11 protein-coding genes and 1 pseudogene are annotated in these 13,823 nt (G+C 61.9%); 3 read left to right on the forward strand and 9 right to left on the reverse strand.

All coding sequences use genetic code 11. The features are described from left to right. Nucleotides 1-178: 178 nt before the first annotated feature. Nucleotides 179-1,585: a 2-oxoadipate dioxygenase/decarboxylase HglS gene (hglS, locus tag AC1DU9_RS27870; protein ID WP_457266347.1), complete on the forward strand. Its 1,407-nt coding sequence runs from the start codon at nucleotides 179-181 to the stop codon at nucleotides 1,583-1,585. A gap of 349 nt (nucleotides 1,586-1,934) precedes the next feature. Here hglS and AC1DU9_RS27875 read toward each other — a convergent pair whose 3' ends face one another. From AC1DU9_RS27875 to AC1DU9_RS27890, 4 genes are all read right to left on the reverse strand, one after another. Continuing rightward, nucleotides 1,935-2,513: a hypothetical protein gene (locus AC1DU9_RS27875; RefSeq protein WP_477811096.1), complete on the reverse strand. Its 579-nt coding sequence runs from the start codon at nucleotides 2,511-2,513 to the stop codon at nucleotides 1,935-1,937. Between the two features lie 131 nt (nucleotides 2,514-2,644). Beyond that, nucleotides 2,645-3,718, reverse strand: a complete 1,074-nt coding sequence (locus AC1DU9_RS27880) for a lipocalin-like domain-containing protein (protein ID WP_477811097.1) — start codon at nucleotides 3,716-3,718, stop codon at nucleotides 2,645-2,647. After that, nucleotides 3,708-6,179, reverse strand: a complete 2,472-nt coding sequence (locus AC1DU9_RS27885; protein WP_223463061.1) for an ABC transporter permease — start codon at nucleotides 6,177-6,179, stop codon at nucleotides 3,708-3,710. Before AC1DU9_RS27885 ends, AC1DU9_RS27880 begins: the two co-directional genes overlap by 11 nt. A 1-nt stretch (nucleotide 6,180) precedes the next feature. Then, the gene (locus AC1DU9_RS27890; RefSeq protein ID WP_223463062.1) at nucleotides 6,181-6,849 is read right to left on the reverse strand and encodes an ABC transporter ATP-binding protein; all 669 of its coding nucleotides are present in this window, start codon (nucleotides 6,847-6,849) and stop codon (nucleotides 6,181-6,183) included. 137 nt (nucleotides 6,850-6,986) lie between these two features. Here AC1DU9_RS27890 and AC1DU9_RS27895 point away from each other — a divergent pair, with 137 nt between their 5' ends. Then, the gene (locus AC1DU9_RS27895; RefSeq protein ID WP_223463063.1) at nucleotides 6,987-8,960 is read left to right on the forward strand and encodes an alkyl/aryl-sulfatase; all 1,974 of its coding nucleotides are present in this window, start codon (nucleotides 6,987-6,989) and stop codon (nucleotides 8,958-8,960) included. Nucleotides 8,961-9,095: 135 nt separating this feature from the next. Here the strand turns inward: AC1DU9_RS27895 and ycaC are convergent, their stop codons facing one another. The 5 genes from ycaC to AC1DU9_RS27920 form a co-directional block, all read right to left on the reverse strand. Then, nucleotides 9,096-9,722, reverse strand: coding sequence for an isochorismate family cysteine hydrolase YcaC (gene ycaC / locus AC1DU9_RS27900; RefSeq protein WP_095942850.1), 627 nt, complete (start codon nucleotides 9,720-9,722; stop codon nucleotides 9,096-9,098). A 69-nt stretch (nucleotides 9,723-9,791) separates the two neighbouring features. After that, nucleotides 9,792-11,630, reverse strand: coding sequence for an amidohydrolase (locus AC1DU9_RS27905; RefSeq protein WP_223463064.1), 1,839 nt, complete (start codon nucleotides 11,628-11,630; stop codon nucleotides 9,792-9,794). Continuing rightward, the gene (locus AC1DU9_RS27910; protein WP_223463065.1) at nucleotides 11,630-12,238 is read right to left on the reverse strand and encodes an antibiotic biosynthesis monooxygenase; all 609 of its coding nucleotides are present in this window, start codon (nucleotides 12,236-12,238) and stop codon (nucleotides 11,630-11,632) included. Before AC1DU9_RS27910 ends, AC1DU9_RS27905 begins: the two co-directional genes overlap by 1 nt. Beyond that, a complete protein-coding gene (locus tag AC1DU9_RS27915) occupies nucleotides 12,231-12,647 on the reverse strand; it encodes a DoxX family protein (RefSeq protein ID WP_223463066.1) in 417 nt (138 codons plus the stop codon). The genes AC1DU9_RS27910 and AC1DU9_RS27915 overlap by 8 nt, the downstream gene beginning before the upstream one ends. 191 nt (nucleotides 12,648-12,838) lie before the next feature. Further along, on the reverse strand, nucleotides 12,839-13,198 hold the full coding sequence (locus tag AC1DU9_RS27920) for a DUF6124 family protein (protein ID WP_223463067.1): 360 nt from the start codon (nucleotides 13,196-13,198) through the stop codon (nucleotides 12,839-12,841). Between the two features lie 457 nt (nucleotides 13,199-13,655). Here AC1DU9_RS27920 and AC1DU9_RS27925 point away from each other — a divergent pair. After that, nucleotides 13,656-13,823: pseudogene (locus AC1DU9_RS27925) on the forward strand (IS110 family transposase); the annotation flags it as partial.

A 13,823-nucleotide genomic window follows, 5' to 3' on the forward strand; every position in this document is an offset into this window, starting at 1 on the left:
CCGCTTCTCGCGCCTTGCCCTGCACAACAGCAGACCCGGCGCGGTAGGGAAACTAATTGAGAACGCCCCCTAACAGTCCTTTGCAGAATGAAGTTCGTCAGAAACTTCGTTTGTCGGCGTCGCGCAAGGCTGCGATCTTTTGTCCATCCTTTACGTCACCGCGCCAGGAATCCTGTTCATGAACCACCCGAGCTTCGTCAGCCCTGACCTGATCCGCCAACGCTTCTCCAAAGCGATGTCCGACATGTATCGCGAGGAAGTGCCGTTGTACGGCGCGTTGATGGAACTGGTGGAGCAGACCAACCGTCACGTACTGGACAGCGATCGGCAAATCCTGCAGCAGCTCACCAGCACCGGCGAAATCGAGCGCCTGGACCTGGAGCGTCATGGGGCGATCCGCGTCGGTACGACCGATGAACTGGCGACACTCGCCCGCCTGTTCGCGGTGATGGGCATGCAACCGGTGGGTTACTACGACCTGACACCGGCCGGTGTGCCGGTGCATTCCACGGCTTTTCGCGCGGTGCATGAAGCGGCGTTGCAGGTCAGCCCGTTTCGAGTATTCACCTCGCTGTTGCGCCTGGAATTGATCGAAGACCTGGAGCTGCGAGCGTTCGCCCAGTCGATGCTCGACCGGCGCTCGATCTTCACCCCCACGGCCCTCTCCCTCATCGAACGTGCCGAATCCCGGGGTGGGCTGACCGAGCAGGAAGCCCTGGCGTTCGTCGAACAGGCCCTGGAAACGTTTCGCTGGCACCACAGCGCCACCGTCACTGCCGAGCAGTATCGACAACTCAGCGCCCAGCATCGCCTGATCGCCGACGTGGTGGCGTTCAAGGGCCCGCACATCAACCACCTGACACCACGGACCCTGGACATCGACATCGTCCAGGCGCAAATGCCGGCCCACGGCATCACCCCCAAGGCGGTGATCGAAGGCCCGCCCCGCCGCCAATGCCCGATCCTGTTGCGCCAGACCAGTTTCAAGGCCCTGGACGAGCCGATTGCCTTCACCGATCAAAACCAGGCTCGCGGCAGTCACAGCGCCCGTTTCGGCGAAATCGAACAGCGCGGTGCCGCCCTCACGCCCAAAGGCCGGGCACTGTACGACCGCTTGCTCAATGCCGCGCGGGACGAACTCAAGGACTTCCCCAACGAAGCCAACGCTGCGCGATACAACGCACTCATGGCGCAGCACTTCAACGAATTCCCTGACACCTGGGAAGACATGCGCCAACAGGGCCTGGCTTATTTCCGCTACTTCGTGACGGAAAAAGGCCTGGCGGCGGGTGACCTGACAAACGCCGCCCTGGAAGACTTGCTCGGCAGCGGTTGCCTGCGGGTTGAACCGCTGGTCTACGAAGACTTCCTGCCGGTCAGCGCTGCGGGGATTTTCCAGTCGAACCTTGGGGATGCGGCGCAGACCCGTTACGGCGTGCACGCCAACCAGCGAGCCTTCGAACAGGCTCTGGGGCGGCCGACGATCGATGAACTGGAGCTGTATGCCGACAGCCAGCGGCGTTCGATCGAGCAGTGTTTCGCGGCGTTGGCCGATGTCGTTCAAATCAATAAAAAACATGACTGAACGACTTCTCACCGCTCAATAAAAAAACGGGCGACCTGTTGGTCGCCCGTTTTTTTTATATCCGAAACTTTCAATACAGCAAAAAAGTGTTCGCCCAGTGCACTGGCCTCGGCAATCCATGCACTGGTAAAGAGCCTTGCACTGGGCGAACGGAAAATATTTTAGTAGAAGTGGCTAAATATGTCCGTGCGGTAAAGATGAAATTTATCGACACCATATGTAATAAAATGTCGACTTAAATCCTATCCCGCACCGAGCCACAAACTCACCAGTTCGACCATACGAGCTGATTATTCCTATACAAAACTTGTACAAAAATAATCAGCCCGTATAGAGCCATTACCCAATATTAGTGCCTGCTGGTCACCGTCAATATATCGGTATAAACCACGTTCACGCTTTGCCCGACTTTCAAGTCCTTGAGTTTGGCCTGGACCTCGGGGCGTTTGACGTCGACGGTCTTGGACTGGCCTTCCGGGTTTTCGAAGGTCACCTGGTGTTTTTTCACGTCAATGTGGGTGATTTTCAACTGCACTTTCACCTGACGATAAGCTTCGCCGCCAGGGTTGGCGCTACCTGGCGCAGCACGCATTTCGCCGGTGGCTTCGGCGGTGCCGGGCAGGCCTTTGTCGACATCGGTGTCGAGGTAGGCTGCAACGGCGCTGGTGACCCTGATATCGACTGAATCGCCGGCCTTGAGATTGCCGAGGTTTTTCGCCTTGTCGGTCAGTTGCACAGGGAACTCATTACCCTGCGGGCCTTTAAGGACTACGGAATGATTCGCGGCATCAACCGAAACGACGGTGGTGGTGACCTGATCAGCCACCACGACTTCGGACAACGGGATATCGGCGGCAACTGCGCCAAAACTGGCGGCAGACAGCAAGGTTGCGAGGATGATGGCTTTGGTCAGTGCGTGGCGTTTCATAGACAGAACTTTCCCTGTGATTGATGGCAACAAACGGCGTTGAAACCGGGCTCAACGCCATGTGTGCGAAGAGCATAGACGCTGTTCGGCGAGTGGTCGCGGCGGGTGGATGATTTTCGTGGCGCAGGGCACTAGTACCCGGTCATTTCCAGATATCCGCTCCCTGCATGGCTGCCACTGAGGCGCACCGGGCCTTCCCAATACGGAATGCGCAAGTCCATCCAGGCCTGGGGATTGAGCGCGGTGATGGCGATATCGAGATGCCTGGCGGGGATCTTGATCGACCAGCGCACAGGTATCTCGCGTCCAGCCACGCGGGCGGTGTCTTGTGGCGTGAGGCTGATGTCGCCGGCGTGCAGCAATTGTGTCTGGCCCCGGGCGTCGATCCAGGTGCCGGTGAGGTAAGGCTCCCCGTCCTTTTGCCGCATGCGATACAGCATCACCTGCTCGCCGCTGTCCAGGTGCAGGGAGAACCAGTCCCAACCGGTCTGATTGCCTGTCAGGGGCTGGCTGCTCCATTCGCGGTCAAGCCAGGCCGGGCCACTGACCTGAAAGGTCTGGCCGTCGATGTCCAGCGTACCGCTGGCCTGGAAAAACGGCTGGCTGTAGTAATACGAGGCCTGACCCTGCTCGGATTTCTGGCTGAACCCCTGGTCCCCCTGAAGCACCAGCGGACCTGTCGAGGTCAACCGCAATCGGTAGCTGAAACGCCGGTCACGAGCACTGAGCTGCAGGTCGGCTAACGGGTCATCGGCAGTCGCCTGGCTGCGCAACTGCCAGTCGTCGATCCACGCATTGAACGGCGCGACGCTGACACCGGCCTGACCGACGCCACCACGGGCATAGCGTTCAGCCGCGTGATGCACCGTTGCCGATGTCACCGCCGCGTGACCGAGCCAGATCGTCTGATTCTGCCAACCCGCCACCTCGGGGGTGGCTTTCAAGGCACTGCGGAACAACGTCCATTGCGCGCCGAACTCATGCCCCTGAGCGTCCTTCAGGTTGGCCGTGACGTACCACCATTCGATGCGAAAGCCGTCGTGCGGGCCGTGATCCGCCGGGAAGCTGAACACCCGACCGGGCACCACCGGGGCGAACGCAGCGGCCTGGTTGCCCAGCCCGGCAAAACCCTTTTCCAGCGGTGCCGGTTGATCGCAACCGCTCGCTAGCAGCGCCAGGAGCAACACGCAGGCTTTAATCTTCATGGGCAAACGTCCGCAGCAGGTCCGCCGGTTGTGTGCGGTACAAACGGTACAACGGCCAGGCCGAGGCCAGCAGCGTCGCCACCAGCGCCAGACCCATCAGTTGCAACAGTTGCCATGGAAACACCCGCAACGGCAGGCGCCAGCCAAAGGCCTGCACGTTGATCACCGTGTCCAGGCACCACGCCAGGGCGATGCCCAGCGGCAACGCCAGCACCAGGGTCAGCAGCGCCAGCAGCCAGGTTTGCCCGAGGTTGAGCAACATCAAATGCCGACGTGTCACCCCCAGTGCCCACAGCGGCGCCAGTTGCCCGAGACGGCTCTGGCTTTGGGTCAACAGACTGATGAACAGCGCCACCCCGGCCACGCACAGCGTCAGGCTATTGAGCGCGGCGGTGGCGGCGAAGGTGCGTTCGAAGACTTGCGTGGACCAGCCCTTGAGCCGCGCCTGATCGACGATGCGGCTGTCGTCCAGGGTAAAACGCGCCTGTAATGCCGCGACGAACGCCGGGATCGACGCCGGCTCGATGCGCAGGTTGAAGCGGCTCGGTGTCAATTGCGGCCAGCCGCGCTGGAGGTGATTGATATTGACCAGAATGTGGCCATTGGGATTGCCGTAGTCGGCGTAGATCCCGACGATCCGCGGCGACCACGGGCCGGTGGGCGTCGGCAGCGTCAGGTGATCGCCGAGCTGCACGCGCAGGCGCCGGGCCAGTTGCTCACTGAGCATCACCGCATCGTCCTTGGCCAGTCGCTCCCAAGGGTTGTCACCCAAGGCTTCGAGCAGCGGCCAGTGCTGACGATAGGTCGGGTGGTCGATGATCCCGGACAGGTCCGTCGGCCAGCCCTGCAACTGGATCGACACCTGCCAGTTGGGCAGCACTGCCGCCAGTTGCGGCCGCTGGTTGAGCCAGCTGTGCAGTTCCCTGGACTGCGCCGGGTTCTGTGGGTTGAGGTAAAGCTCGGCCGTCAGCCGTTGCTCAAGCCAGTCGCTGAAGGTTTGGCGGAACCCCGCGGTCATGCTGCCGGCTCCGATATTCGCCGCCATGGCCAGCAGCAGCGCCATCAACGCCAGGCTCAGGGCCGGCAGTTGCTGGCGGCAATCGGCGACAAACCACTGGCCGAGCACCGAGCGACTGCGCTGCGAACCGAGACTGAGCAGCGAACTGAGCACCACCGGCAGTGCCAGTGCAGCACCGATCAACAGTGCCGCCATCAACACGAAGCCAATGACCAGGCTGTCACCGAAAATCAACGCCAGCAGCGCGATCACCCCGGCCATTGCCGCCACCCCGCCCTGGCGTCGCAACCAGCGGGCATGGGCCTGATGCCAGGCTTGCGGGTCGGCCAGCGCCAGCAAGGGCAAGCGCGCCGCCCGCAGCAGGCTGCCGGCACCGGCCAGCAACGCGCCGATCAGGCTCAAGCCGATACCGCTGAACCACCACGACAGGCTGAGGCTCAACTGTCCCGCCACTTCGGCGCCGTACAAGCCACGCAGGCTGGCGGCGACATCGGGCAACAGCACACCGGCCAGCAGGTAGCCGCTGACCACCCCGGCTACACCGCCGATCAGGGCCAGCCCACCCAATTCGACGGCGAGACAAGCGATCAGCATCCGCGCACTCACGCCGCAGGCACGCAGGGTCCGGAGCAAGCCTCGGCGTTGCTCCAATGCCAGCCCGATGGCGGCGTGCACGATAAACAGGCCGACCACGAAAGACAGCACCCCCAGGGCATCGAGGTTCAGGTGAAAGCTTTCGGTCAGGCGCGCCAGGTTGTTTTCTTCGCTGGCGCGCCTGAGTTGCAGCTGCCCCTTGAGCGAATCCGGCAGCAGTGCGGTGAAATCCTTCGGTAACAGCAGTCGCGACAACTGATCCGGCATCCCCAGAGTCTGCTGGGCAAAACCGATGTCCACCAGCAGTACCCCGGGCGCCATATCGGCTTGAATGTGCAGCGGTGGTAGCGCCATGCCCGCCAGGTTCAAGGGCCGGTCACCCTCACGCAAACCCAGTGCCTGCAAGGTCTGCGACGATATCCAGGTAGTGCCCGGCGGGCTGAAAAAATCGACCACCTGTTCAATCGCCAGGGCCTGCCCGGCCACCGCCGCGCCCGCCGGCAGCGACACCGGCTCGATGCCCATCAACTGCAAGCGCTGCTCTTCATGGCCCTTGAGCGTGACTCGCCCTTGCAGTACCGGTGACACCGGCCACCCCGCTCGGCGCAGATCGACAAACCATTGCTGCGGGAACGTGCCGCCGCCGGGCGCAACGAGGCTGGCCTGGGGTTCGCCGCCGATCAACTGACTGGCGCGGGCATAGCTGTCGCGGGCCTGGCTGTTGAGTGCCTGGACGCCGGTCAGCAGACTGGTAGCCAGCCACAACCCGGTCAGTACACTGAAAAACTGCACCGGATGCTGCCGCCAGTGGCTGAGCAGCGCGCGCAGGGTTTCGCTGAAAATGCGCATGTCAGCGCTCTCCCGCACCGGCCAGGCGACCGCCGCACAGCAGCGCCTTTTCTGCCAGCCGTGCCGCCACCCCCGGACTGTGGGTGACCATCAACAGGCTGGTGGGGCTGTCGTCGAGCAACTCCAGCAGCAGCTGCAACACCTCGGCGGCGGTGGTTTCATCGAGGCTGCCGGTGGGCTCGTCGGCCAGCAGCAATGGCGGGCGCGACGCCAGCGCCCGGCCCAGCGCAACCCGTTGCTGCTGGCCGCCGGACAGTTGCTCCGGGTAGCGCCGCAGCAGCTCGCCCAAGCCCAGGCGCTGCACCAGATGCGCCTGCCAGTGCGGATCATGGCGCCCCGCCAGACGCGCCTGAATCGCTAGATTGTCTTCGACCCGCAGGCTGCCGATCAGGTTGAACTGCTGGAACACCAGGCCGATTTCCGTACGGCGCCAGTTCGCCAGTTGCCCTTCATTCATTTGTTCCAGACGATGCCCGCCACTGCGAATGCTGCCGCGATCGATCCTGTCCAGCCCGGCGATCAGGTGCAGCAAGGTGCTTTTGCCACTGCCCGACTCGCCCATCAGCGCCAGGCTGCTGCCGGGCCTGAGCGTCAGGTCGACGCCTTGCAGCACCGGCAGCGGCCCCTGCGGGGTGGCGTAGCTTTTGAAAACGCCATGGACTTCGAGCATGGGTCAACCTGTTGGGTATGCGTGGCCCAAGGATAGCGGTCCTGAATGGTTTTTGTCCGTTGCTGATGATCGCCCTGCCCGAGTGCCGCCCTACCCTCGAAGCTGGTCTGACCATAACGATAAAAAACGGAGACGCCATGCCTCGTTTCACCTTGAGCCCTCATGGGCTGCTCGCTTGCCTAATCACTGCCTGCCTTGCGCAATCGGTGGTCGCCGCCGACGCACCGGTCGCGGCCAGCCCGCAAACCACGGCCAGTAACGCCGCCGTACTGCAACAACTGCCCTTCACCGACCGCACCGACTACGAGTCGGTCACCAAAGGCTTGATCGCGCCCTTCAAGGGCCAGGTCAAGGACGCCTCGGGCAAGGTCATCTGGGATATCCAGGCCTATGACTTCCTCGCCAAAGACCAGGCCCCGGAGTCGGTCAACCCGAGCCTGTGGCGCCTGGCCCAGCTCAGCGCCCATGCCGGACTGTTCGAAGTCAGCCCACGGCTGTATCAGGTTCGCGGCCTCGATCTGGCCAACATGACCATCATCGAAGGCGACGACGGGCTGATCATCATCGACCCGCTGACCATGGCCGAAACTGCCAAGGCAGCACTGGACCTGTACTACCAGAACCGCCCGCACAAACCGGTGGTGGCGGTGATCTACAGCCATACCCACGTCGACCACTTCGGTGGCGTGCGCGGGGTCATCGACGAGGCCGACGTCAAGGCCGGCAAGGTCAAGGTGTTCGCCCCCGCCGGGTTCATGGAACACGTGATGAGCGAGAACGTCTACGCTGGCAACGCCATGAGTCGCCGCGCGCAGTTCCAGTTCGGCAGCCTGCTGCCCCGTGGCGAAAAAGGCCAGGTCGATGCCGGCCTGGGCAAGAGCACGCCGAGCGGCGGCACCGTCACCTTGATCCCGCCCACCGACCTGATCGACAAAGAACTGGAAACCCGCACCATCGCCGGCCTCGACGTGGAGTTCCAGTTGACCCCGGGCACCGAGGCGCCGGCGGAGATGAACCTGTATCTGCCGCAGTTGCGCGCCTTGTGCATGGCAGAAAACGCCACGCAAATGATGCACAACATCCTCACCCCCCGCGGCGCGCAAGTGCGTGACGCCAAGGCCTGGGCCGAGTACCTGGACAGCAGCCTGGCGCGTTACGGTGACAAGAGCGATGTGTTGTTCGCCCAGCACAACTGGCCGACCTGGGGCGGCGAGCGCATCCGCACCTTCCTCGCCGACCAGCGCGACATGTACGCCTTCCTCAACGACCGCACCCTGCACTTGCTGAATCAGGGCCTGACGTCGCTGGAAATCGCCGACTCGATCAAGAAACTGCCCGGCAGCCTGGACCAGAAGTGGTACACCCGTGGCTACTACGGCTCGCTGAGTTTCAACACCCGCGCGGTGTATCAGCGCTACATGGGTTTCTATGACGGTAACCCGGCCAACCTCAATCCACTGCCACCGGTAGAAACGGCCAAGCGTTCGGTCGAAGCCATGGGCGGCGACGCGGCCGTGCTGGGGAAAATGCAGGCGGCAATGGCCAAGGGTGAATACCGCTGGGCCGCGCAACTGGGCAATCAGTTGCTGTTCGCCAACCCGGACAACGGCGATGCGCGCAAAGCCCAGGCCGAGGCGCTGGAGCAAATGGGCTATCAAAGCGAAAACGCCACCTGGCGCAACATGTACCTGACCGGCGCCATGGAACTGCGCAACGGCGTGCCACCCCAAGCGAGCAGTTCGGTATCGGTGGACATGGTGCGGGCGATGAGCCCACAGATGTTCTTCGACTTCCTGGCGGTGCGCCTGGACAGTGAAAAGGCTGTAGGCCATGACCTGACCCTGAACTGGACCTTCGAGGATCAGAACAAGGACTTCAACCTGACCCTGCGCAATGGTGTGCTGACCCACCGTGCCGGGCTCAATCCCCAGGCGGACGCCAGCGTGACCATGACCAAGGCAACCCTGGAACAGATCAGCCTCAAGCAACTGGATATCCCGACAGCGATCCAGAAAGGCCTGATCAAGTTGCAAGGCAGTGGCAAGAAGCTTGGGGAGTTGATGAGCAGCCTCGATACCTTCGCGCCGCAGTTCAATATCGTGACGCCTTGAACCGGTGACGCGGCAAACCGCGTCGCCTCCATCTCGAGCAGGTCGGATCGCCGCGCCGTCGCTCCCACACTGGATCTGTGTCATTCACAAAAGCTGTGAACAGCCTGGATCCCTTGTGGGAGCGACTGACTGGTCTTATTTGGCCGTAAACTTGGTGTAGCTATTGATCAGGTTGCGATAGTTCGGCAGGCGCTCAGAAAGCAGGTTGGCCAGGCCTTCCATGTCGTTACGCCAGTCGCCTTGCAGCTCGCAGGCCACGGAGAACCAGTTCAGCAGGTGCGCACCGGCGGCCGACATGCGTGCCCAGGCCGCTTGTTGCACGGTGGTGTTGAAGGTGCCGGAAGCATCGGTCACCACAAACACCTCAAAGCCTTCGGCAATGGCCGACAGGGTCGGGAACGCCACGCATACGTCGGTCACCACACCGGCGATGATCAGTTGCTTGCGTCCGGTGGCCTTGATCGCCTTGACGAAGTCTTCGTTGTCCCAGGCGTTGATCTGGCCCGGGCGTGCAATGAACGGCGCGTCCGGGAACTGCGCCTTGAGTTCCGGCACGATCGGACCGTTCGGACCGCTGTCGAAACTGGTGGTGAGGATGGTCGGCAATTTGAAGAACTTGGCGATGTCACCCAGGGCCAGCACGTTGTTCTTGAACTCGTTGGGCGAGAAATCCTGTACCAGCGAGATCAGACCGGTCTGGTGGTCGACCAGCAATACCACGGCATCGTCTTTGTTCAGGCGTTTGTACGGAACGTTGCTCATTGGAAACTCCTTGATGGATGGTTGTTGCAGTCAGCGCCGACCTGTTGGGCCGGCGCTTTTTTAAAAGAGTCAGAAGGCAAAACACGAGCAGCCAAAGGCGCCCCAGAAACCGGCGAAATCGCTGACCGGCGCGTTCGACAGGCGCGCCCGTTCATGGCTGTGTGAATGCACCGCGCACGGGCCGCTGCAATGGTGAACCTGGGCCTGCATTGGCGAGGTCGGGCGCCAGTGGCCCGGGACCTTCACCACCGGCGACCAGTCCGGCAGTACCGGCACGCTGGCCGGCCCGAGTTTTTCAAAGTCACCGGCGCCGTACACCACCTTGCCGCCGACCACGGTCAGCACCGACTCGATCCACTTGATCGCCTCTTCATCGACGCTGAAGAAATCCGCGCTGAGGGCGGCGACGTCGGCCAGTTGCCCGACCTTGATCTGGCCTTTCTTGCCTTGCTCCGACGAGAACCAGGCGCTGCCGTGGGTGAACAGTTCCAGCGCGGTCAGGCGCGGAAGGCCTTCGGCGTGCAGCTCCATGCCGCCGACGGTGCGACCGCTGACCATCCAGTACAGCGAAGTCCACGGGTTGTAGCTCGACACCCGCGTCGCGTCGGTACCGGCACCGACCGGTACGCCCTCGGCCAGCATGCGCTTGATCGGTGGCGTGGCTTCGGCCGCTTTCGCGCCGTAACGCTCGACGAAATATTCCCCCTGGAACGCCATGCGATCCTGAATCGCAATGCCGCCGCCCAGCGCCCTCACCCGCTCGATGTTTTGTGGGGTGATGGTTTCGGCGTGGTCGAAAAACCACGGCAAACCATTGAACGGAATGTCGCGATTGACCTTCTCGAACACGTCGAGCATGCGGCTGATGGATTCGTTGTAGGTGGCGTGCAAACGGAACGGCCAGCGTTGCTCAACCAGATGGCGCACCACTGGTTCCAGTTCGGCTTCCATGGTTTGCGGCAGGTCCGGGCGCGGTTCGAGGAAGTCTTCGAAGTCCGCCGCCGAGAACACCAGCATTTCCCCGGCACCGTTGTGCCGCAGGTAATCGTCGCCTTGGTGCAGCTTCACGCTACCGGTCCAGTTCTTGAAGTCGGTCAACTCTTCCTTGGGCTTCTGGGTGAACAGGTTGTAGGCGATGCGCACGGTCAGTTGCTCATCCTTCGCCAACTGTTCGATCACCTGGTAATCGTCCGGGTAATTCTGGAAACCGCCGCCGGCATCGATGGCACTGGTCAGGCCCAGGCGATTGAGTTCGCGCATGAACTGGCGGGTCGAGTTGACCTGATACTCCAGCGGCAGCTTCGGCCCCTTGGCCAGCGTCGAGTACAGAATCATCGCGTTCGGCCGCGCCACCAGCATGCCGGTCGGCTCGCCGTTGGCGTCGCGCACGATCTCGCCACCCGGCGGGTTCGGCGTGTCGCGGGTGTAACCGGCTACGCGCAATGCGGCGCGGTTGAGCAAGGCACGGTCGTACAGGTGCAACACGAACACCGGGGTGTCCGGTGCCGCCTGGTTGAGCTCGGCCAGGGTCGGCATGCGCTTTTCCGCGAACTGGAATTCGTTCCAGCCACCGACCACCCGCACCCACTGCGGCGTCGGCGTACGGTCGGCCTGGTCCTTGAGCATGCGCAAGGCATCGGCCAGGGACGGTACACCTTCCCAGCGCAGTTCGAGGTTGTAGTTCAAGCCACCACGGATCAGGTGCAAATGCGAGTCGTTGAGCCCGGGAATCACACAGCGGCCCTTGAGGTCGATCACCTGGGTGTTCGAGCCCCGCAGGGCCATGGCCTGGGCATCGCTGCCCACCGCGACAAAACGCCCGTCGCTGATCGCCACGGCACTGGCGAGCGGTTTTTCGCGGTCAACGGTGTGGAATTGACCATTGAACAGAATCAGATCGGCGTTCATCACGGTTCCTCGTGCAAAGTAGCGGGAGACAGCCAGGGCGCAAACAGACGCGTCGCCATGGGCATGAAGATGTAAACCACCGATAGCACGATGGTCAGGGTGATCAGGAACGTGGCCACCACGTAATTGGAGAGCAAGGCGTTGAGCCGCAACAGCGGCCCCCAGAGCAGCGGCACCAGCAAGGTGTGCGGCAGGATCACCAGCAGCGTCACCACGGCCTGCTTCCAGCGCGGCGGTGGCGTCCCGGCTTCGGCCTGGGGCGAGAACCAGAACTCGTTGACCGGATTAACCTCTGTCTGGTCGCCGTCGGCGAGCATCGGCGCGGCTTGGTCGACYAGTTCCTGGCGTTGCGGTGAGTCGAGCCAGTTCTGCATCGCTTCGGTCGAGCAAAAGCGCAACACGCAGGTGTAGGTGTCGAGGCCGGCGTTCTTGCCACGCACCACATCCACGCCCAGGTGCCCGACGTTCAGTGCGGCCACCTTGACGATGTTGCGCAGCCAGGCTTCATAAGGCACTTCGAAACCGGCCTTGACCCGGTGTTTGACGATCAGGGTCACCACCTCATCAGGCCCGGGACTTGCCGGCTCACGGCGATTGGATTCAGACATAACGCAAGGCTCCGGCGAAACGGACATTGAGCGCCAGCCGTCCCGGCCCGGCGATGAAAATGCTGGTGAAGACAATCAGCAACAGCCAGCCGAACTGGCCTTCGAAAAGTGTCCACTCTGGATGCACGATCAACATCGACACCCACAGCAGAAACAGAATAGGCAAACATGCCAGACGCGCCAGCAACCCGCCGACGATCAGCAGCGGGCACACGACCTCGGCGAAAATCGCCAGCACCAGCGTCAGGTTCGCGCCCAGGTGGAAAGGGTCTTCGATGTTTTGCAACTCGGCACTGTAGTGCAGCAGCTTGGGCAAACCGTGCACCCACAACAGGAACAGCCCGCCGCTGACCCGCAGAAACAGCAGCCCCCAGTCTTGCGCCCGATCATCGCGTCGCGAAGCGTCCATGGCCTACCCACACAAATGAAAAACTACCGGCGTCGATGCACCGGGACTGGATTCGATAGTGCCGGGACGGGGGGAGGAAAAATTGAATGTACGTGCTCTGTTTGCGGGAAGACCGAGATCGACCAAACGACATAGAACCCTGTGGGAGCGAGCTTGCTCCCACAGGGTTATTTGTTGTTGCTTCTACCGGGTTATTCCTGCGGGTCGAGATTATCCAGCGCCCGGTTCACCGCCAGCTCGCCCAACATGATGATCTGCGCAATCCCCAGCAGCGCGTTGCGATGAGGGCTTTGCAAAAACCCCGCAAGGTCACTGGCCATGATGCTGGCCGAGGCCAGGGATTCGCAGGCGTGGGCCAAAAGCGTTTCAGTGTTGATGCCGGGGGCGATGACAAACAGGGGGCTGGGGTTGCGCGGCGGTGCCGGGTCTTTCGGAGGATTGAGGTAGTGATCCAGTGCGCGGTCGACGGCCTCGTGGAGCTTTTTGGAGTCGAGCGAATCGTAGGGGGAAACGTCGTCGGATTGTGGGGGATTCGGGGTTGGTTTGCACATGGTCAAGCTCCTTTATACCTGGTGAAACCACCAAAACCCGTCGCTAAACAAGTAAGGGTGGCAGCTGTACGCAGGTTAGCGAACCGGGAGGTATAAGACCCGGCAGACCCGAAGGTCTCCCGCGCACAGCCACCATGTCGAAAATTGCAAACACACGAATATGTGCAATAGAGACTGGAGCCTTGTTGCGCTTATACCTGGTCGGGTCGCTAAACCCGATCGCTGAATTTGCAGCGACCGGGAAACGATAAAGACCGGGTACAAGACGCACAAGCCGGCGGATTCTGGCGTAGTTGTAGGCAACGACGCAAGGCGGTGTGGCTTTCAGGAAACAAGGCTGACGGCTATTAAACAGGGCTGTCAGAACACGGCACATTCCCTAATGAAATGGCTACCCCCGCCGCCCCCTGTGATCGACCACTAAGCTTTCACAGGGGGCTTATCGGAGATCATTGCCATGAGCAAAGTAGCTATTGCCGCCATCGATCTGGGAAAACACACCTTTCATCTACATGCACAGGATGATCGTGGTCACGAGCTGTACCGAAAAAAATTCAATCGGGTAACGCTCATGCAGCACCTGGCAAATCTCGAGCCCTGCACCATCGTGATGGAAGCCTGTGGC

The organism is Pseudomonas sp. P4_C1, assembly GCF_056402155.1.

Coding starts and splice junctions, on each gene's coding strand:
- hglS (WP_457266347.1), top strand. CDS start 179: ATGAACCACCCGAGCTTCGTCAGCCCTGACCTGATCCGCCAACGCTTC.
- AC1DU9_RS27875 (WP_477811096.1), bottom strand. CDS start 2,513: ATGAAACGCCACGCACTGACCAAAGCCATCATCCTCGCAACCTTGCTG.
- AC1DU9_RS27880 (WP_477811097.1), bottom strand. CDS start 3,718: ATGAAGATTAAAGCCTGCGTGTTGCTCCTGGCGCTGCTAGCGAGCGGT.
- AC1DU9_RS27885 (WP_223463061.1), bottom strand. CDS start 6,179: ATGCGCATTTTCAGCGAAACCCTGCGCGCGCTGCTCAGCCACTGGCGG.
- AC1DU9_RS27890 (WP_223463062.1), bottom strand. CDS start 6,849: ATGCTCGAAGTCCATGGCGTTTTCAAAAGCTACGCCACCCCGCAGGGG.
- AC1DU9_RS27895 (WP_223463063.1), top strand. CDS start 6,987: ATGCCTCGTTTCACCTTGAGCCCTCATGGGCTGCTCGCTTGCCTAATC.
- ycaC (WP_095942850.1), bottom strand. CDS start 9,722: ATGAGCAACGTTCCGTACAAACGCCTGAACAAAGACGATGCCGTGGTA.
- AC1DU9_RS27905 (WP_223463064.1), bottom strand. CDS start 11,630: ATGAACGCCGATCTGATTCTGTTCAATGGTCAATTCCACACCGTTGAC.
- AC1DU9_RS27915 (WP_223463066.1), bottom strand. CDS start 12,647: ATGGACGCTTCGCGACGCGATGATCGGGCGCAAGACTGGGGGCTGCTG.
- AC1DU9_RS27920 (WP_223463067.1), bottom strand. CDS start 13,198: ATGTGCAAACCAACCCCGAATCCCCCACAATCCGACGACGTTTCCCCC.